Origin of the sequence: Flavobacterium sp. CG_9.10 (assembly GCF_015752245.1) — a bacterium.
Classification (GTDB): domain Bacteria; phylum Bacteroidota; class Bacteroidia; order Flavobacteriales; family Flavobacteriaceae; genus Flavobacterium.
This window is the reverse complement of record NZ_JADOVD010000009.1, coordinates 1-20,125: the sequence shown is the minus strand read 5'-3', so window position 1 is coordinate 20,125 and position 20,125 is coordinate 1. Positions and strand designations below refer to the sequence as shown.

Genomic DNA, 20,125 nt, shown 5'->3' with positions numbered 1-20,125 from the left:
TAGCAAAACAAAAAATTCACGAAACGCTGCATCGGGAACCTTACTTCACACACCCCAGATTAAAGTTTGTTCCAAATATTGTCATAAACTTAGTAAGTTTTATGCTCTCGTTTGCAATGGTTGCAGTACTGGTTTATTTTGTTCTAAATTTTTTGATTAAAAAGTTTTACCACTTAGATTAATAATAAATCTCTTTAAATATTTTTCTGTTTTGCTTATCGCCAATGCGCATTCGATACAATAAACCGATAAATTATTCAGACATCTTATGCCTTGGCAGATTGACTTCCTGCGGATAAGGAGCTCGATGTGTCATACTCACATCCTCTTTAATTTGTTGATGCGCTTTGTATTGCCGGTCTGTGGAGTTGGAATAACGTGGATCAGGAATAAAAGGCATTTTTGCCATTTTGGTTATGGTAATAGTAGGAAAATGATAATCCACTTCGACCGTTCCCAATAACAAATAGCAACCTCCACCCTGAAACGGATATTTTTGCAGGCTATCAGCAAAATGAGCTGTATCGAAGAATTCCCCTTCGGCATCAATCCAAGTTCCGAAATACATAGTGCCTCTTTTAGTAGGGACGTGTTTTCTCGAAATAAGATAGGCCAGCATTTTCACTGTACCCTTATGATATTTCAGTAAATCTTTGGCCAAGACGTCGCCACGGTATTTGGTTTGCAGCAAATCGAATGGGGAACAAGAGACCGGAAAACTGAGTAGTTCTATTTCGTCGAATGCATCTTCAAAAGGAGAACGTTCTAATACGGGAAGATTGTATTCCTTGACCGGTTCCTGAAGCAGCATTAGATTCCGGTTCTCGGGTTTGAAATTTACCAGTATCAATCTGGCGATTACCAGTAATTGATTTTTAGTCTGACCCGTAAAACGGAAGGCTCCAATGAAAATTAAGATCTGAATTCCCTCTATACCTATCGGAATGCGATTGATGAAATCTTCGAGCGACTGGTATTCGCCATCCCTATTGCGCTCTGCAATGATGCGATGCGCAGTTTTAGAATCGAGCCCTTCGAGTTGCATCAAACCGAGATAGACCTCAATTCCATAGATAGTTGCTTCATACTCACTTTTGTTGACACAGGGAGTGTTAATGATACCACCGGACATTTTGGCTTCATGTACATACACTTCTGTCCTGTAAAAACCGCCTTGGTTGTTGATGACGGCCACCATAAATTCAATTGGGTAATGTACTTTCAAGTACAAACTTTGATAACTTTCGACGGCATAGGAAGCAGAATGTGCCTTGCAAAAGGAGTAACCCGCAAAGGATTCTATCTGCCGGTATATTTCCTGACTGAGTGCTAAAGGATGTCCCTTTTGTTCACAACAAGCAAAAAAATTGTCCTTTACTTTTTGCAATGCTGCCATAGAACGGCCTTTACCGCTCATTGCCCGACGTAAAACATCGCCATCCGAGGCGGGGACTCCCGCAAAGTGCAGTGCAATTTTGATCACATCTTCCTGATACACCATAATACCATAAGTTTCTCCCAGATGTTCTTGGAATGTTTCGTGGAAATATTCGAATTGATCGGGGTGGTTGTGCCTGAAAATGTACTCTTTCATCATACCACTTTGCGCCACACCTGGACGAATGATGGAGGAAGCAGCGACTAATATTTTATAATTGTCACATTTGAGTCTTCGCAATAAGCCACGCATGGCGGGACTTTCGATATAAAAACAGCCAATGGTTTTTCCAGTACTTAAAAATTCATTGCATTTTGCTTCATTTTTTGACAATGCCGTGTTGCGAATATTGACTTCAATACCGCGGTTTTTTCTAAGCAGTTTTACCGTGTCATCGATATGACCAATGCCGCGCTGGCTTAAAATATCAAATTTTTCAAAACCAATCCCTTCGGCAATGTGCATGTCAAACAAAACAATGGGAAAGCCTTTTGGAGGCATTTCTAAAACGGTATAATTTGTAATAGGCTCTTCCGAAATCAAGATTCCGCAGGAATGCATGCTGCGTTGATTGGGATATTTTTCGAGCAGCATACCGTATTTTTGTACCAAGGCAACTACCGAGTTGTTATCGTGCAGCTGCATTGGATTTTTAGCCAGCGCATCCAGTTCTTCTTTGGGTAAACCAAAAACTTTACCCACTTCCCGAAATATCGAGCGGTATTTGAATTCTACATTCGTACCACAAAAAGCCACATGATCTCGACCGTACCGATTGAAAATGTATTCGAGAATACTGTCCCGTTCTTTCCAGCTCCAGTCAATATCAAAATCGGGAGGGCTTTTTCGGTTGAGGTTTAAAAAACGTTCAAAATATAAATCCAGTTCGAGCGGGCAAATGTCAGTAATGCCTAGGCAATAACTCACGATGCTATTGGCACCGCTACCCCGACCAATATGCATGAATCCCATACTGTTGCTGTATTGAATGATATCCCAGGTGATTAAAAAATAACCACTGAATTTTAACTCATCGATGACTTTCAATTCTTTTTCTACTCTGGCTTGCGCCAAAAGATTAGTGTCGCCGTATATCTTTAACATTCCTTCGTGTGCAAGGCTTGTTAGCAGCTGCATGTCATTTTCGCCACTATCGGTATAATAGGTTTTGTTTTTGGGTGTTTTGAAATCGAATTCAAAATTACATTGGGCAATGATTTGTTCGGTGTTTTCAATAATTTGAGGGTAATCGCTAAATTTTTCCAATAGGTCTTCCAATGGAAGCATCGTTTCTGATGTCCTGCAATAATCAGCTTCGCTAAGTTTTGATAAAATGATATTGGTATCAATTGCTCGAAGGATTTTATGCAGATTGAATTCTCTTTTTGTCCTAAAAGTCACTGGTTGCAAAACCATCATTTTATCCAGTTTGCTTTTCCATTGATTATGAAATAGCAGGGGAAGCTGTTCTGGACGTATACCCAAAAACTCAAAATCTCTCAAAATCTCAGGCACATTTTCAACTGGATAGAGGACACTTACATCGTGGAATTCTGGTGCTTGTGGGGGTAGGGGCGTTTTATCAAAATTATGCTGAGTCAGAAAACGGTTCATTTCGGCAAGACCTGCTGCGTTTTTGGCTAAGCCAATGTAAAGTAGTTTGTTATGGTATCTAAATTCAATTCCGACAATGGGTTTTATAGCAACAGCCTGGCATTCTTTTATAAAATCATAAATCCCGGTAACCGTATTTATATCAGTTAATGCCATGGCTTTTACACCAGATGCGGCGGCCAGTTGCACTAATTCGGTTAAGGGAATAGTGCCATAACGTAAACTGTGATAAGAGTGGCAATTAAGATACATGGTTGTTTTTTTAAATTAAAGTTTTGTATGAAAGACAAAAGTTCAGGTTTTACGGGATTTGCGTGAGGGATAGACGCAAGCTACCGAAGTAGCGCAGATAGCCCGACCTCAGCCCGATAAAAAGGGCGTATAATTGCAAAGTGAATTAGCCCTTTTTGTCGGGATGGGGTCACGCCCACACTCATCGTGGTAGAATCTTTGTTTTAAGATTTGCGCCGGCACAACGGGCTACCGCATCAAAACCGTAGCGTTTTTTCATTCGATCCATCGCCTGATACAGCGACAGCATTTCCTCGGTATCTTCAAACATATTGATTTGGTAGGTTCCGCGAACCAATCCGCTAAAGCGAATACCTATCAGGCGCAGCCGCATGCGACGCTGATACAACTTATCGAACAATTCAGTAACGCTCCTTGTCAAAGTATAATCAGCCGAAGTGTATGGGATTCGGCATTGTTTTGTTTCGGTATCAAAATTAGAATAGCGTATTTTTATCACAACTGTTGAGGTGAGCCATTCCTCCGAACGCAACTGAAAAGCCAGTTTTTCGACCATACCAACTAATATTGATTTTAATTTTTGAATGTCGATAGTGTCTTGTCCAAAGGTGTGTTCCGTCGAAATTGATTTCCGTTCCGTATAAGGTTCCACCGGATTATTATCAATGCCGTTTGCTTTTTTCCAAATATCAATGCCATTTTTACCAATCATTTGCTGCAGCACTTCTGCGGGCATTTCTGAAAGTGTTTGAATGGTTCGAATGCCAATGCGCGACAACAATTGAAAAGTGACGTCACCAACCATGGGAATTTTTTGGATCGACAATGGATTCAAAAACGTTTTCACCATGGTTTCTGGGATTTCTAATTTTCCTATTGGTTTTGATTCTCCAGTTCCAATTTTTGAAACGGTCTTGTTAACGGATAGTGCAAAACTTAGTGGCAATCCTGTTTCTTTTGTAATTGATTGTGCAAGTTCATTTGTCCATTGGTAACAGCCGTGAAATCGATCCATTCCCGTAATGTCTAGATAAAACTCATCGATACTCGCTTTTTCTACAATGGGCGCTTTTTCTTCAATAACTTGGGTAATATCATGGGATAATTTAGAATATAATTCCATATCTCCTTTCATTACTTTTGCCTGCGGACAAAGACGAAGTGCCATTTTAATGGGCATTGCAGAGCGAACACCAAATGTCCGGGCTTCATAGGAACAAGAAGCGACCACGCCTCTGTCACCACCACCAATAATCAGCGGTAAACCATTTAGTTTTGAATTGGTTAACCTTTCGCAGGACACAAAAAAAGTGTCCATATCCATGTGTACTATTGACCTTGCCATACTGATTTATTTTTCATAATTATACATTTATCCATTTCATCTTAAAATTCATCGGCAAATTTGAACTACAAAATTAGTACAGATTATAACAAAATAAAGTATATTTGCTGTTACAAATTATAACAAAATAACTATGTCTTTATTTTCCGACAACATCAGACAGCTAAGAATTAAAAAGGGTATTTCTCAGGAAAAACTGGCTCAAAATCTTTTGATAACAAGAGGAAGGTATGTCAAATATGAAGATGGCAGTTCTGAACCTCCTTACGATATTTTGAAGAAAATATCCTATTATTTTCATGTCAGTATTGATGTTTTACTTTCGATTGACGTACAAAAAATACCTATTGATGACTTACTAAAACTAGGCGATAACAGGATATTATTGCCAATAACCGTTGACCCACAAGGCGAAAATATTATAGAAATTATACCACACAAAGCGAGAGCCGGATATGCTTCAGGATATGCAGATCCAGAATTTATAGAAAATTTGCAGCATATCTCATTTCCGTTTCTGCGGAATGGAAAATTCAGGGCATTTCCGGTAGAAGGAGATTCGATGCCTCCTCATAAAGAAGGTTCTTTTATTGTGGGCCAATATGTGGAACGTTTGGGCGATGTTATGGATGGAAAAACGTATATAATCGTAACTAAAAGCGAGGGAATCGTTTATAAACGGTTAAACAAAAACGGAAAGAATGCATTGATGTTACACTCTGATAATACGGTTTATTTGCCTTATCAAGTAAAAGCTTCAGAGATTCTGGAAATTTGGGAGTATGCCTGCAGTATCGCCACTAAGGAGTTTACGCCTGATGATTTGAGTACGGAGAGTTTAAAAGATATGGTTAGGGAGTTGAGAAGAGAGATTCGAGAGGTGGGGAATAAAATTGCTTAAAGAACCAAACTACTGTAGTGGCACCTTGGTTTATATAATTTAAAAAAATAAAAGAAACCTTCTTTTTGCGGGTATAAATTAAGCTTATGATTTGGATGTAAATGTTGATCCTACGGAATTGAATAAACAGTATTAAAAATTAAAATTGAGTATAAAGTTGAGATTACTCATGTTAGTTTTATTGAAAACATAATTCTTATTGCCGTAAGTTTTACCCACATTAAATTTCTGTACATACAATAGTTGCGCATCAAAACCTTTTAAGAATCCTTGAAATTGATATCGAATGTCAGCATTTGTCTGCACATAGGAAGGCAATCCATATTTATTTAATTCAAAGTTTTTAACATCCGGCAAATCAAAATAGCCCACTGCCAGATGAGATTTGAATGTCTTCTTAGGATTTGTATATTGTATTTTAGTCATTACCGCATGTACATCGCCAAAACCTTCATTTCGTTCTCTGGCCATAAAGGTGTAAAACGGATCACGTCCCCATTCTCGAGGCATTAAATATCTTCCTTTTGCCGTTATTCGGTTGTAGTTTAAAGTCAATTCCAGTGTGTTGTTTTTCCAGCCGAATCTTCCTCCAAAAGTTTGTGAGTTGCCATTTTTTTGAAAATAAGTTTTGCTTTGATCTTCATTTCCTCCAAAATTCAGCGCGCTTTGGTATATGGTTTGAAATCCAAAAATCAGTTTTGAGTTTGAATTTATGGGGTATGTATAATCCATTTGGAACAATGCCGAATTGAATAAATTATCCGCATATTGGTTCCACAAAAGTGTTTTTAGATGCTGTATCGATTCGTTTTGTATGCCAATGATAAAAATTCCGTTGCTATTTATATTCCCCGCATAATCAGATTTTGTTCCATCAGGATTTACTCCAGTTGGATAGATTCCTATTGATTTTCCCACTTCAAAATAGTTCAGTGTGCTTCGTGGTGAGATTCCGTAGAGGTAACCCAGATTGATTTTAGTTTTTTTTATTTCATTAAAATCCACCCAAATTCCATTCACTTCTGTAGGACGCATTCTCCCGTCCTGTAGGTTTATAAAGGAAGTATTGAGCAGTTGTTTTCCAAGGGTTACATTTGAATTTTTATAATTGTATTTCAAATATAATTCTTCTAACCGACTTAGATTGTCTTTGTTTGATGGGTTTTGAATATCAAAAAGTGCCACTTCGTATCGATTGAGTGCATTGGTAATGGAGTCTTTTTCAGTAAAATCAGAAGAGCCAATATTGAAAATATAATAGCCGCTGACGCCAAATTGGAAATTATGAAATTTAGCGGTTTCAAACTTTACGCCTCCGCCAAGGGCATTCGCATAATAATCAGATAAGCCCTTTTCATTATTGGTGCCCATAAAAAAATAGCGAAAATGGCCGCTGAAATTTCCGTTTTTGAAAGCATTTAAAATCGATGTGGAATCAATTTTTTCGTTACTTTTTTCTTTCCAAACGGTTGGTTTATCTAAAATTTCCTGATGTTGCGCTCTTATATTTATAGCAAAAAGTAGGGAGGTAAGTATATAAATTATAGTGGAAAACTTTTTCATTTTTGAACGTTTAGATTTGGTACAAAAATACTCCCATCATTACAAATGGGAAGTAACTTTTATCACAGTTGCCTTAAAAAAAACAAAGCCGAATGCTTTATACATTCGACTTTATGATTTTTTAATTTACGATTGAAAACTATCTAAACGTATAATCAACACCAGTAACTTGCGTTAAAAGGGTTTCAGGAGCATCCAGAATTATGGCGTTTTTTTGCGGTGTAGGCGTAACTGGAGAATTTTGTTTTAGATATTCTCTCATTACCGTATGCAAGGTTGAGTTTGTGTTTTTGGCATCCATTACGCCTTTCATTCTGCAAAGCATATCCACAGGATCGCCATCGCGTTCACAAGCCATGATTGTATATCGTTTTTCAGAATCTATCGGAATATTTTTTACGGTAATACTTTGCACTCTTTTGTCCATTTCTGCAAAAGCATTGAAGCGAACCTCCATTCCTTTGAATTTTACGACCCAACCGCCAAAACGTTTGGAAGCGTCTTGCGCAAAAACATTATTCAGTTCTTTTTCGAGCCAGTTTTTCAATTGCTTTCCGGTTACTTTTGCGGTTCTTACGGTACTGTCAACTGGTAACATGTCGAAAATAAATCCATTTGTGATGGGAATGTTTCCGGTATTATCCGGTGTAGTTTTTGGCGGACAAAAGCGGAATCCATTAGAAAGATTAATGTCTATTTCAGGGAATTTCCAGTTTAGAGCATTCAAAATCATCGTGTCAATAGGATTTTCTACCACAAAATAACGGTACAAAGGAATCGTGCTGTATCCAATAACCTGATTGATTTTTTCTTGATAAACAGCTTCTGTGTCTTTTAATAATTTTTCAATTTTAGGATCTGGTTTTATTTTTGGAGAATCAACCTCTATTAATTCATACTTATCCTCAACCACTTTTCCGTTGAGAATAGTCAAATCTAATTTTCCAATAAACGAACCAAAAGCTCCCGGTTCCACCACTTTAGAATAGTTGCAAACAATGGGTTTACGAACTCTCTCGTGCGTGTCGCCACCCAAAATGTAGTTTACACCTTCACATTCCGGTCGGTTTGCCAATGCTATTTGCTGTGATAAACCAAGATGCGCAATTATAATTACATAACTGCATTGTTCCTGATTTCTTAGTACATCCACATAATGAGCCAGATTTTCTTCGGGATTAGTGTACAGAATTCCCTTGCTGTAATTGGGGCTTTGTCTTAAGGGTACTAAAGGATCAGTGTAACCTAAAAAACCAATTTTTGCTCCGGCGATATGCCAAATGGTATACGGCTGAAAAATAAGTTCACCTCGTTTTCCTTCGCCTAAATCGTGGTACATATTGGTGCAAATTTTTGGTGCATCAAGAGAACCCAATAGTGTTTGCATTTTTCTTTTTCCGTAAATTACTTCCCAATTTCCCGGAAGATATAAGTCGTAATTCAATGCATTTAAAATGGGAACAAAAGCTTCACCGGTAGTTTCTACGCTTAATTCGCTGCCTTGAAACATATCGCCCGTGTCGATTATATAGGTGTTTGGGTTTTTCTTTTTTAATTGTTTCAGTAGAGTTGCCATATAGGCATAGCCACCCGTCTTTCTAAAAACCATTTTACCGTTTTCCCAAAACAACTCATCATGTGGATGAATCTGACAGTGGACATCGGTGGTTTGAAGAATGGAAATCGTTTGAGGTTTTGTGCTATCGATTGCTGCATCCAAGTTTATTTCTTCAGTCTGATTTGTATTTGAAATAGCTGAAATAGGCGAAATAATCGCAGCACCCAGACCTAATGTCCCCACTGATTTCAGAAAATCTCTTCGGTTATTACTCATTTTTTTTAGGTTTGTTGGTTTAGTTTTTAGCGTTTTTGCAGGAAAACCTACAGCCAAATTAATGGTGTAGGATTGTGCAAAATATAATTTACAATTTTAATTTAGAATCCGCCCTTAATATAACTCCAACCTTGTTCTTGTTTTTCAACAATTTCAGCAATTCCGGCGGGTACATATTCTACTTCAGGGATCAGTTGTTCTTTAGTTATTTTTCGATTTTTCATGGTGTTTTCGCAAACTACAAAGCGAACTCCTTTTGCATGAAGTGCTCTAATTGCTGCGATATGCTTTGATTTTGTTGCCATAACAAATTCTAATCCCATATTGTAAACCACCACTTCATATTTTGCATTAGGCCAATGGTCTGTTAAATTTTTTAGTTGGTTTGCAAATGCTTTTTGTTGTAAAGTATCATTGGCATTGGTAAACTGAAATACTACTTTGTGCTTATTCGGTCTTTTTTGAGCAAAAGTACTAACGGTAAATAATCCAATTAGAATTAGAGTTATTAGTTTTAAATTTTTCATTTGTTTTTATGTTTTAGATTTTAATTTTACCTCTGCTTCTTCCATTTTCTTTTTTTCCTTTTTTATAGGTTTAAATGGTCCATATTTGTGTTGTATTTCGGTATATTTATCGGAATAAGGCCCAAATGGATGATCTACTGGTTTCTTGGCAATTTTTGGCCAATCCTGACTTAAATCTTTCGATGGTCTGTCCAGACTTTCTACATAAGCTGCAATATCCCAAGACTCTTCATCTGATAATTGCGGGTTTTCATAGGTTGTACCTAATGGCATGTTGTATTTTATATACCCTGCAAAACGACTAATTCTAAATAAACCGGCACCACTATTATACGAATTTTTACCCCAAAGTGGCGGATACGTATATTCCTTTTTATCTTCTGCCAAAATTCCCTGACCATTCACTTGATGACAACTGGCACATTTTGAATCATATAATGCCTTTCCTTTTACAGGATCAGCAGCTCGATTTAAATATTCTAGATCATAAATTCCAGAAGCATTTGCTTCTTTACCTTTAGGAACATTACTGCCTATATATTCTATGTAGGCAATCATGGCTTTCATTTCTTTGTCGCCTTCTTTGAGAGGCTGACCATTTAAACTTCTTTCCATGCAATCATTTACCCTTTTATAAAGGTTTTCCACTTGCCCGCTTCGCGCTCTCATTTTTGGGTACATAGAATATACAGAACCGTAATTATTTCCCCAAGGTTTTGTACCGGCATCCAGATGGCAATTGTTGCAATTCATACCGTTGGTGATTTGTTTCACACTACCATTTGGACCCAAATATTTAGCCGTATGTGCAATTAAATCTTTGCCATATTCTACTTCTTGTTTTAAGTTCGCATCTTTAATCAGACTAATATCAGCAGGTTTCCAAACTTTTGCCAATTCATTTTGTAAAAGCACCTTTTTTTCTGCTTCAATGTAAAGGGAATCGAAATCCGCATCACTATTTTGAAACCAAGAGGTAATTGATGAATTGAAAAACAAAACGATGAACAGTGCCATTACTAAGAATATAATAGTTGTAAAAAGATAGATTAATCTCTTTACTAGGGATCTAAATTGGACTAAATTTTGTTTTTCTGAATTCATATTTCTTTAATGAGGTAGTTTGTCTCTTAAATAACCATAAACCCAAGTTCCCACAATAGCAAAAAACAGGGTAACAATCATCACTGTGGCACCAGTTCCAATTTGTGCAAACAAGGGTCCTGGGCACGCTCCCGTTATGGCCCAACCCAATCCAAAGATGAGTCCGCCGTAAATTTGTCCTTTGTTGAACGTTTTGTCGTGAAATTCAATTTTTTCGCCATAAATGGTTTTAATATTGAATTTTTTTATCAGAAAAACGGATATTATCCCAACAACAACGGCACTTCCTATAACGCCATACATATGAAAGGATTGAAAACGAAACATTTCCTGAATGCGATACCAACTGATGATTTCGGCTTTAATGAAAACAATTCCAAATAATAAACCGATGACTAAGTATTTTAAATTATGGTACCAATTGTGTTCTAATTGACTGTCGTTGATACAAACCGTATCTAAGGAACGAGTTTCGAAATCTGTATTTTGATCTTTAATTTGCATATTTAATTTTTTAAAGTGAAAGGATAAAGGGTAAAATGAGATTAGCCATAGTTAATCCACCCACGAAGAAGCAACAAGTTGCAATCAGAGATGGCATTTGTAAATTAGACAAACCTGAAATAGAGTGGCCACTAGTGCAACCTCCCGCATAGCGAGAACCGAAACCTATAAAGAAGCCTCCGAGAACCATCATAAACAATCCTTTTAATGTAAATAAATTTTCCCACGAGAATAATTGTTCCGGTAACATGCCATTAATGGCTGTAATTCCATAAGTAGCTAATTCTGTTTTTAGGTTCGCATTGATAATAATTGGATTTGGATTTGATAAAAAACTGAAAGCAATCACACCACCAAATAAAATACCGAATACGAAAAACATGTTCCAGATTTCTTTTTTCCAATCGTAATTGAAAAATTTAATATTTGCAGGTAGGCACATGGCGCAAGTATGACGTAAAGAGGCACTAATACCAAACGATTTATTTCCTATAATTAATAGAGCAGGAACAGTAAGTCCAACTAATGGGCCTGCAATGTACCATGGCCAAGGTTGTCTGATTAATTCTAAAATTTCCATATTTTTTGATTTATTAATGCAAAGATTAAATTTATAAATGAGTAGTTATGTTACTTTTGTCACACAACTGAAAAAATTTTAAAAAAAAATGGTAATTATTTTTTATTATGTAGATATTTGATAATCAATAATTTAATATTCTAAAAACCATTTTATAAGTAATATTTATCCAAAAAAAAGCGTTTGATTTTTCAAACACTTCTAATAACTATCCTAAAAATTAATATTTTGCTACATTAGGTCCAACTGGCTACTGTTTTTTTTATATTTTGATTTTTCCCACCGGTTTGCGACGTGTTTTTCTTATCGGATTAATTTTTTAGTAATTCATCTAGTTTTTCTCTGAACGAATCACTATTCCAATTGGCTGTGCCAATTTTGGCTACAATCACATTTCCTGACTGATCAATAAGATAGGTTGCCGGAATAGTTGATGATTCCATTTCTACTGGAGAATTTGTAAGTGACTGATAGACTGGAAGCGTTAAGTTTTCTTTGGTTAAAAACGCATTTGCCTTTTCAAAGGAATCATTAGTGACAAATAGAAAGACAATTTTATCCTGATAATCAGTGTATAACTTTTGCATGCTTGGCATTTCAGCGATACATGGCGGACACCATGTCGCCCAGAAATTAATAAATATGATTTTTCCTTTGTATTCCTGCAAGTTCACAATCTTGCCAGTAGCATCAACCAATTTCCATTGGTAACTGGACAACATTTTTTGATCTGTTACGGCTATTGTTTTGGGAGAAAAAGCAATTAGACGGTTCAATTGTACTTTTACAAAAGTGCCTATAGGAGGGAACAGAAGTAATGCTATAATTACGATAAAAGCAATATTCTGAATAGTAGATTTTTTTGGTGTTTTCCAATTCATTTTAGATTTATTTTAGATCCATGCTACCAAGAGAGGATTTTAATTATATGTTGATTTTTTAATTTTTTGTTGTTTTATAAAGTGTCTTGTGGCATCCGGGTTTTTATGACCACGGACGACAAAATAGTAATAATTCCGATTAGCACAATGGCATAATTTACTCCAAATAAATCGGCTGTTATTCCAGAAATAATCGCGCCTATTGCATAACCTAAATCCCTCCAAAGTCTAAATGTACCAATGCTTTCCGCTCTTTGAGTTGGAGTTGTGGCCTTGGCAATAGCCGATAAAAAAGTAGGATAAACTAACGCAGTTCCCAATCCCAAAAATGCCGAAATGGTTGCCAATTGATAGAATTTTATAGCAAAAGGAATAAAAAGTATCGCTATTCCCTGTAATAACATTCCCCAAAACAGCATCTTTTTTTTCGAATAAACATCTGACATTTTTCCGGTTATCAATTGTCCAAATCCCCAAACGGTAGGATAAATGGCTGTTATAATTCCGATGTTTTGAGAATCATAATTCAAAGAAAGAAGAACAATAGGTAACAAACCCCAAATCATTCCATCATTCAGATTATTAACTAATCCTGCTTGAGTTATCGAGCTTAATGTTTTGTTTTTGAAAGTAGTTTCTAGAAAAATATTTTCTAATTTTTCGGTTTGACTGGTCGTGTTTTCTTTGGTTACAAATTTTCTCGTGTCTTTCACAAAAAACAAAGTCAATAAAAAACCAATTATGGAAATTCCAATTCCAAGGTAAAAAGGGTAGGGTGTAATTCCATATTTTTGGGCGATATAGCCTGACAGAAAAGCAACTAGACCAACGGCAAAATAACCGGCAAATTCATTGAGTCCCATCGCCAGTCCGCGATCTTTTTCTCCTACCAAATCAATTTTCATCACGACCGTGCTGCTCCAAGTTAGTCCTTGGCTGATGCCCAATAAAATATTGGCAAAAATCACCCAATTCCACGATTCCGCATATATCAAAATAAAAGGAATAGGAATAGCCAGAATCCAACCAAATAAAAGCAAATTTTTTCTGCCAAAACGATTCGCCAGTTTGCCCGTAAAATAGTTGGTTATTGCTTTAGTAATTCCAAAGGCAATTATGAAAGATAGAATAGCCGTTTTTGAAGCAATGCCAAATTCAATCTCAGCAAACTTTGGAATAATAGTTCTTTCCATTCCTATCATTCCGCCAACAAAGGCATTGACGATTACCAAAATAGTAAATTGTTTCCAATTTTCTTTCAGTCCGAGTTTGGTTGTATTCATTTTCAATTAAGGTTTTTATTAATTTTAAATCCTTTTCAGGGAAACAAAAATTAAATTCTGATTTTAGATAAATAATTGTGCAGTTTAAAACAAATTTATTTCTTGTTTTAAACTGCACATTATTTTAATACCATCTCTGCTTATTTGCTTATGGCTTCGTTCACATCTTGCCAAGTACCGCCATTGGTAACGTTTTTAAAACCATTTTGTTCCAAAATCATTTTGGCTTGCCCGCTGCGATTCCCGCTTCGGCAAAAAACAATAATTTGCTCTTTTCCTTTAAATTTAGCCAACTGATTTGGTATTTGATCCAAAGGAATATTGGTTGATCCTTTTACGTGACCTTCAGCAAATTCTGCTGGTGTGCGAACATCTACAAGGAACGCACCTTCTTTTAGTATTTTTTTCATTTGCGTTGTATCTTTTTTTGAAAACATATTTTTAAAAATTCCGAACATAATTGTGGTTTTTAGTATTCAACAGCATTGTTTTGGCTCACCCATTCATTCATTCCTGGAGAATAATTGAGTACATTTTTATAGCCATTTCTAGCTAATAAAGAATACGCAATTGCTGCTCTGTCCCCGCCTTGGCAATGGATTAATACTTTTTTATCTTTACTTATTTTGTCCAGATTGTTTAATAGAGTACCTACAAATAGATTGTCAGCTCCTTTGATGTGACCTGCATTGTATTCAGCAACACCTCGAAGGTCAACGATTTGAACATCTTTTTCTTCTTTTAAAGTTTTAAATTCTTCTAATGAAATCTGATTCACTTTTTCCAAAGAACCGCCATTTACTTCCCATATTTTTGTAGAAGGAATGTAACCTTGAATGTTATCTAATCCTATTCTCATTAGTTTTCGGGTAAGGTCATCCAATTGAGATTCATCGGCAAGAATGATAAAAGGTTCTTCATAACTCAGAAACCATCCAGCCCAAGTGGCAAAAGAATTGTTCCCTTGAATGTTGATACTTCCTGGAATAAATCCTGTAGAAAATTCCGTTTTATCTCTGGCATCAATCAATTTAGTCCCATTGACTAAAGCTGCTGTCAATTCGGTGTAATCCAGTTTTTTCAATTTTGGAACAGCCGTAAGAAGCGGACGATCAACTTTATTTAGTTTTTTCATCATCGCAAAATATTTTGGTGGTTCCGGTTGGTCTTCCAATAAATATTTTACAAATCCAGTTTCATCATTTTTATGTTGAAAAGCCCAGTTTCTTATTTTTTCATATCCTACAGTGGTACTTGGTACTGCCCCTAATGCTTTTCCACAAGCAGAACCTGCTCCATGGCCTGGCCATACTTGAATATATTCAGATAATGCATCAAATTTATTAATCGATTGGTACATTTGTTTAGCACCAATTTCCTGCGTTCCTATCATTCCGGCCGCTTTTTCAAGCAAATCAGGTCTTCCTACATCGCCAACAAATACAAAGTCACCAGTGAATAGCATTACAGGTTCATCGCTGGAAGGCGTATCGGTTAATAAAAAACTGATACTTTCCGGCGTATGTCCGGGGGTGTGAACTACTTCAATTTTTAAGTTTCCTACTTTTAAAATATCACCATCTTTTATGTCAACATGAGGAAATTCATATTTCCAATCTGGTCCGCCTTCCGCTGAAAGGTACATTTTTGCTCCGGTCAAAGCCGCTAGTTCTCTTGAGCCAGCAAGAAAATCAGCATGGATGTGTGTTTCTAAAATATGGGTAATTTTCATATTGTTCTGTTTAGCAATTTCCAGATAGGTGTCTACATCCCTTTTAGGATCGATTACCGCGGCTACTCCTGCTTTTTGACAGCCAATAAAATAACTTGCTTGAGCAAGACTCTTGTCGTAAATGTGTTGAAAATACATATCGTTTATTTTTTAAGTTTCTAATTTATTCGACAAATTTAGGGCGTACTTCTGGTAAAGTTGGTGACTAATGTTACATAGGGTTTTATAACTTGATTATTTTACCAAAAATAAATTTTTGTGTTCTTAGTGTAATTGCTATGTTGTTAATTTAGCTACCATTTTAATAAAAATATCCCTTTCAAGTTTATTTGAAAGGGAAGATAATTTAAAAAATAGTAATGATTATTATGCCGTTCCTTTTAGTATTTTATTCCAATACAACCATGGTAAAATCTTAGTTTTAAGAATCCACATAGCCCAATTTGGTTTTGCCTGATTGAAAGGGAAAGTCATTTTTGGTGTATTTGAATAATCAAATTCAGCCAACATTAATTTTCCGTATTGCGTTGGAATAGGACATGCGCTATACCCATCATATTGAGCTGTTGCAACTTTATTATCCATAACAGCCAAAAGATTTTCTACCACGACTGGGGCTTGCTTTCTAATTGCTGCGCCCGTTTTACTGCAAGGAGCATTGGTGCAATCTCCAAGAGCAAATACATTTGGAAAACGAGTGTGTTGAAGCGTGTTTTTGTCAACTTCTACATATCCCAATGGGTTTTCTATATCTCTCAAAGGGCTATTTTTTATAAAATCAGGAGCGGATTGCGGGGGGACGGCGTGGCATAAATCAAAATTCAGGGTCACTTTTTTAAGTTCTTCCATTTCACTATTTTCTACGATACCATAACAGCCTGCGTTTTCAGAGGATAGTTTTTTATTTAGATTTTCATCCATTTCTTTGATTTCAAATTCCACCGTTTTGTTTTGAGCCTTTATAGCTGTGACATTAGCTCCATAGTGAACGTGAATATTATATTTGGCCAGTACTTTATTTAATGTCTCTGCATATTCTTTGACACCAAATATCAAGTTTGCTCCAGAAATGTAATGAACATCACATTTATCCAAAATTCCTTGTTTACGCCAATAATCACAAGCTAAATACATAATTTTGTGAGGTGCTCCTCCGCATTTAATAGGAGTAGTTGGGTTGGTGAAAACCGCTGTACCACCTTTGAAATTTTCAATCATTTCCCAAGTATATGGAGCGTGTTGAAAAGAATAGTTACTGCTTACATTATTTATTCCTAATGTGTTCTTGAGTCCTTCTATTTTATTCCAATCCAATTGAATTCCAGGACATACCACTAAGTAATCGTAAGTATATTCGTCGCCAGAAAGGCATTTTACTTTGTTTTCTTTTGGCGTAAATTCAGTCACGGCTTCTTTGATCCACGTAGTATTTTTTGGAATAACTTCTTTTTCATTTCGAACGGTCTTATTTATATCAAATATGCCAGCGCCAACCAGTGTCCATGCAGGTTGATAATAATGTTTTTCAGAAGGATCAATGATTCCAATTTTTAAATCACTTCTTTTTCGAAGCAATTTTGAAGCGACAGAAAGTCCTGCATTTCCCCCACCTATGACAAGTATTTGATAATGGTTTGACATTTTTTAGATTTTTTATAATAATAAAACTATCAAGAGTACTGTTTATTTCATTCTTATCTTGTGACTTATGTCACAAAAGGTTTTTATTTTAGAAAAAGCTCTTTGGTTATTATATAAAATCCCATCACTAAAACAAACCAGCCAAATGCAGGTTTCAGTTTATTACCATCTATTTTTTTAGAAAGAAGTGTGCCTATAAAAATACCTACAGTTGCAAAAGCAGTAACAAGAATTAAAAATTCATAATCTATTGTGACGCCATTTACAACATCACCCAAAAATCCTAATAAGGAATTGAAAGAAATTATCAATATGGAGGTGCCTACTGCTTGTTTCATGGTAATACCTGTAAAAAATAGTAAGACAGGAATAATTAAAAAACCTCCACCAGCTCCTAAAAAACCAGTAGCAATTCCCACCAACGCTCCAATAAGTGCCACTTTCAAAGGATTTGTATCTGACGTGACAAAAAGTTCTTTAGAATTTTTAATCATAGAATAAGAAGCAGCGATCATTAGCACGGCAAATAATGCCATTATAAAACCATCTTTTGTAAGCAGGAACCCATTAAAAGTAAATAATGTTTCTGGAACTAATGGTAAAATGATTTTTCTAACTAGTAAAAGTGTAATTAGAGAAGGAATGGCAAATAATACTGCTGATTTTAACTTGATATTTCCCATGCGATAATGTTGGACCGCACCAATGGAAGCAGTAAAACCAACCACAAATAAGGAGTAGGTGGTGGCTAATTTTGGATTGACTTGAAACAGATAAACTAATATAGGAATTGTTAGAATACTACCACCACCGCCAATTAATCCCAAGGCAACGCCAATAAGGATTGACGCAAAATAACCGATATATTCCATAATTGTAAAATTTTATACTGCAAAGATTGTCAGTTAAAATTTCGCATACAGTAACATTTATCACATAGGTGATTTTTTTCAAGAAATAAATTAGTAAAGAGAGAAAAAAAATGAAATCAGTACTAACTGTACATTTCGCGAATTATTTATCTATTACAAGGTCATTTTTGAGCAAAAGGGAATCGCTTTTATTTTTATAAACCATATGAAAAAATGCAACCGGAGATTATAAAGTAATGATTCGGTTTTTGTGAAAAATGAAAGGTTTAGAATACTCTAAATAAGAAAAAATCAATTTTTTTATGCACATCCGAGATTTTGTCAAGACCGGTTTTTCTTTCATGATGTATAACAGGCTCTATATTTTATAATCTGCAGCCTTTTTAGATTAAATTTTAAAAAGATGTTTAAAGACTTCTGAAAATATTAATGTTCTTATGATTTAGATGTAAGCGTTGATCCTACGGAAGCTATAACTACAAAAAGAACTGCCAAAACTTCATTGAAAGTAAGGTGTTCTTGCAAAAATAAAAAGGCACAAATAGAAGCTGCTGCTGGTTCTAAACTCATTAAAATACTAAATGTACGGGCAGGAAGTTGGCCAAGTGCTTTCATTTCTAATGTAAAAGGAATGGCACTGGACAAAAGAGCGAGGGCTAAACCTAAATAAAAAAATGTTGGTGTGAGACTGTTGAGTCCGTTTCCTATAATTCCAAAAGGCACAATCAATAGCGAAGCAAAGAGCATTCCTGTAGCTACGGCCTCTCCGCTTTTCATTATTTTCGAAATTTTCCCTCCTAAAACGATGTAAGCGGCCCAAAGAGCACCTGCCAATAGCGCAAACAATACGCCTAAAAGGTCTATTCCGTTATTTGTCCACGGAGCAATCAAAACAATTCCTGCTGCCGCCAGAAGCACCCACAAATAATCGATGAAACGTTTTGAGCCAAAAACAGCTACTAATAACGGACCTATAAATTCCAGTGTAACAGCCAGTCCAATAGGAATTCTCTCTATTGCAAGATAAAAAATTAAATTCATTGCCCCCAAAGACAAACCATAGGGAATTACAATTTTCCATTGCTTAGGAGTAATCTGGAATAAGTTGGGTCTGTAAACTGCTAATAATAGTATTGCTGATATACCAATTCTCAGGGATGCAGTTGCAGCTGCGCCAATAACAGGGAAAAGACTTTTTGCAATTGCTGCACCAGACTGAACACTTATTATAGCGAAAAGAACAGCGGGTATTGGTGGTATGTCTAGTAGTTTATTCTTCACTTATAATTTAGGTGTATCAGGACAAAACTACAAAATTTATACCTCAAAAAAGGGTTTGCATGTACGAGTACATTAGAACAGAATAAAAAAATTTAGACCGGCAATTATTATTACTACTATTATTATTATTATTATTATTATTATTATTTCAAATGGGGGAATATATTTAACTTTTATTTTTTTTAAAGCTGGATTCAAGTTACAAATGCAACTTTTTGGTTTCCATCAAAAAAAGGAATTACTAAAACGGCAGTTTTTTTTCTTTTTCGAAAAGTAATTTTTCATACAAACAATAAGCGGTTTTTCTACATAAAACATCAATTATTGCAACTGCTGCTATATCAATTAACCAATATTGGTCATTATGCGTACTGAATATACCTGTATCGGTACGAATAATGTAACCTCAAATTCCATCGTAAACGGAAACATTCTTATATTTTTGACAATGAAATTCGGCACCTGCAAATGCTTTTGCTAAATGACCTGTTAGAAATAAATTAAATTATTTTCACCTTCTATGTCCATTGTGATTAAACCCTAAACTGAGGCTGTTAACTTATTTAATTACGGCCATTTATAAAAAAGTGTGAATGTTATAATTTATTTCCACGAATGTGTAACATCCACTCGTTTTAAAAACATGAACTTTACATTATAGTATTTGACCTATTGGTTAGTGTTTCAGCCCCTTAAATAATCGGACACAATTATAAATAGAAATCTATAATTTTGTACGATGGAAAAGAGAAAATTTACCAAAGAAGAGAAGC

16 protein-coding genes are annotated in these 20,125 nt (G+C 35.6%); 1 reads left to right on the top strand and 15 read right to left on the bottom strand.

All coding sequences use genetic code 11. The features are described 5' to 3' along the window. Window positions 1-253 precede the first annotated feature (253 nt). Both IWX84_RS09200 and dinB read right to left on the bottom strand, forming a co-directional pair. A complete protein-coding gene (locus IWX84_RS09200; protein ID WP_196850451.1) occupies window positions 254-3,304 on the bottom strand; it encodes a DNA polymerase III subunit alpha in 3,051 nt (1,016 codons plus the stop codon). A gap of 181 nt (window positions 3,305-3,485) precedes the next feature. Beyond that, window positions 3,486-4,649 carry a DNA polymerase IV gene (gene dinB / locus IWX84_RS09195; protein ID WP_196850450.1) on the bottom strand — a complete coding sequence of 388 codons (1,164 nt, stop codon included), beginning with the start codon at window positions 4,647-4,649 and terminating at the stop codon, window positions 3,486-3,488. 133 nt (window positions 4,650-4,782) lie between these two features. Between dinB and IWX84_RS09190 the strand changes: the two genes are divergently transcribed. Next, entirely contained in the window at window positions 4,783-5,550 is a 768-nt protein-coding gene (locus tag IWX84_RS09190; protein ID WP_196850449.1) for an XRE family transcriptional regulator, read from the top strand. 132 nt (window positions 5,551-5,682) lie between these two features. Here the strand turns inward: IWX84_RS09190 and IWX84_RS09185 are convergent, their stop codons facing one another. From IWX84_RS09185 to IWX84_RS09125, 13 genes are all read right to left on the bottom strand, one after another. Next, on the bottom strand, window positions 5,683-7,113 hold the full coding sequence (locus tag IWX84_RS09185) for an OprD family outer membrane porin (RefSeq protein WP_196850448.1): 1,431 nt from the start codon (window positions 7,111-7,113) through the stop codon (window positions 5,683-5,685). A gap of 139 nt (window positions 7,114-7,252) precedes the next feature. After that, window positions 7,253-8,947 (bottom strand): bifunctional metallophosphatase/5'-nucleotidase, encoded by a 1,695-nt coding sequence (locus IWX84_RS09180; RefSeq protein WP_196850447.1) that lies wholly within the window; start codon window positions 8,945-8,947, stop codon window positions 7,253-7,255. A gap of 101 nt (window positions 8,948-9,048) precedes the next feature. Further along, window positions 9,049-9,474 (bottom strand): DsrE family protein, encoded by a 426-nt coding sequence (locus tag IWX84_RS09175; RefSeq protein WP_196850446.1) that lies wholly within the window; start codon window positions 9,472-9,474, stop codon window positions 9,049-9,051. Window positions 9,475-9,480: 6 nt separating this feature from the next. Continuing rightward, window positions 9,481-10,491, bottom strand: coding sequence for a c-type cytochrome (locus tag IWX84_RS09170; RefSeq protein WP_196850445.1), 1,011 nt, complete (start codon window positions 10,489-10,491; stop codon window positions 9,481-9,483). A gap of 93 nt (window positions 10,492-10,584) precedes the next feature. After that, entirely contained in the window at window positions 10,585-11,082 is a 498-nt protein-coding gene (locus IWX84_RS09165; RefSeq protein ID WP_196850444.1) for a DUF6691 family protein, read from the bottom strand. Window positions 11,083-11,092: 10 nt separating this feature from the next. Further along, window positions 11,093-11,662: a YeeE/YedE thiosulfate transporter family protein gene (locus tag IWX84_RS09160; protein ID WP_231385455.1), complete on the bottom strand. Its 570-nt coding sequence runs from the start codon at window positions 11,660-11,662 to the stop codon at window positions 11,093-11,095. A 311-nt stretch (window positions 11,663-11,973) separates the two neighbouring features. Beyond that, window positions 11,974-12,543 (bottom strand): TlpA family protein disulfide reductase, encoded by a 570-nt coding sequence (locus IWX84_RS09155; RefSeq protein WP_196850443.1) that lies wholly within the window; start codon window positions 12,541-12,543, stop codon window positions 11,974-11,976. A gap of 74 nt (window positions 12,544-12,617) precedes the next feature. Continuing rightward, window positions 12,618-13,826, bottom strand: coding sequence for an MFS transporter (locus IWX84_RS09150; protein ID WP_196850442.1), 1,209 nt, complete (start codon window positions 13,824-13,826; stop codon window positions 12,618-12,620). Between the two features lie 140 nt (window positions 13,827-13,966). Then, complete coding sequence (locus IWX84_RS09145) at window positions 13,967-14,236, bottom strand: rhodanese-like domain-containing protein (protein ID WP_317192114.1); 270 nt, start codon at window positions 14,234-14,236, stop codon at window positions 13,967-13,969. Window positions 14,237-14,295: 59 nt separating this feature from the next. Beyond that, complete coding sequence (locus tag IWX84_RS09140; protein WP_196850440.1) at window positions 14,296-15,696, bottom strand: MBL fold metallo-hydrolase; 1,401 nt, start codon at window positions 15,694-15,696, stop codon at window positions 14,296-14,298. A gap of 228 nt (window positions 15,697-15,924) precedes the next feature. Beyond that, entirely contained in the window at window positions 15,925-17,199 is a 1,275-nt protein-coding gene (locus IWX84_RS09135; RefSeq protein ID WP_196850439.1) for an FAD/NAD(P)-binding oxidoreductase, read from the bottom strand. 83 nt (window positions 17,200-17,282) lie between these two features. Beyond that, a complete protein-coding gene (locus IWX84_RS09130) occupies window positions 17,283-18,071 on the bottom strand; it encodes a sulfite exporter TauE/SafE family protein (protein ID WP_196850438.1) in 789 nt (262 codons plus the stop codon). 435 nt (window positions 18,072-18,506) lie between these two features. Next, the gene (locus IWX84_RS09125; protein WP_196850437.1) at window positions 18,507-19,352 is read right to left on the bottom strand and encodes an EamA family transporter; all 846 of its coding nucleotides are present in this window, start codon (window positions 19,350-19,352) and stop codon (window positions 18,507-18,509) included. Between the last annotated feature and the right edge of the window lie 773 nt (window positions 19,353-20,125).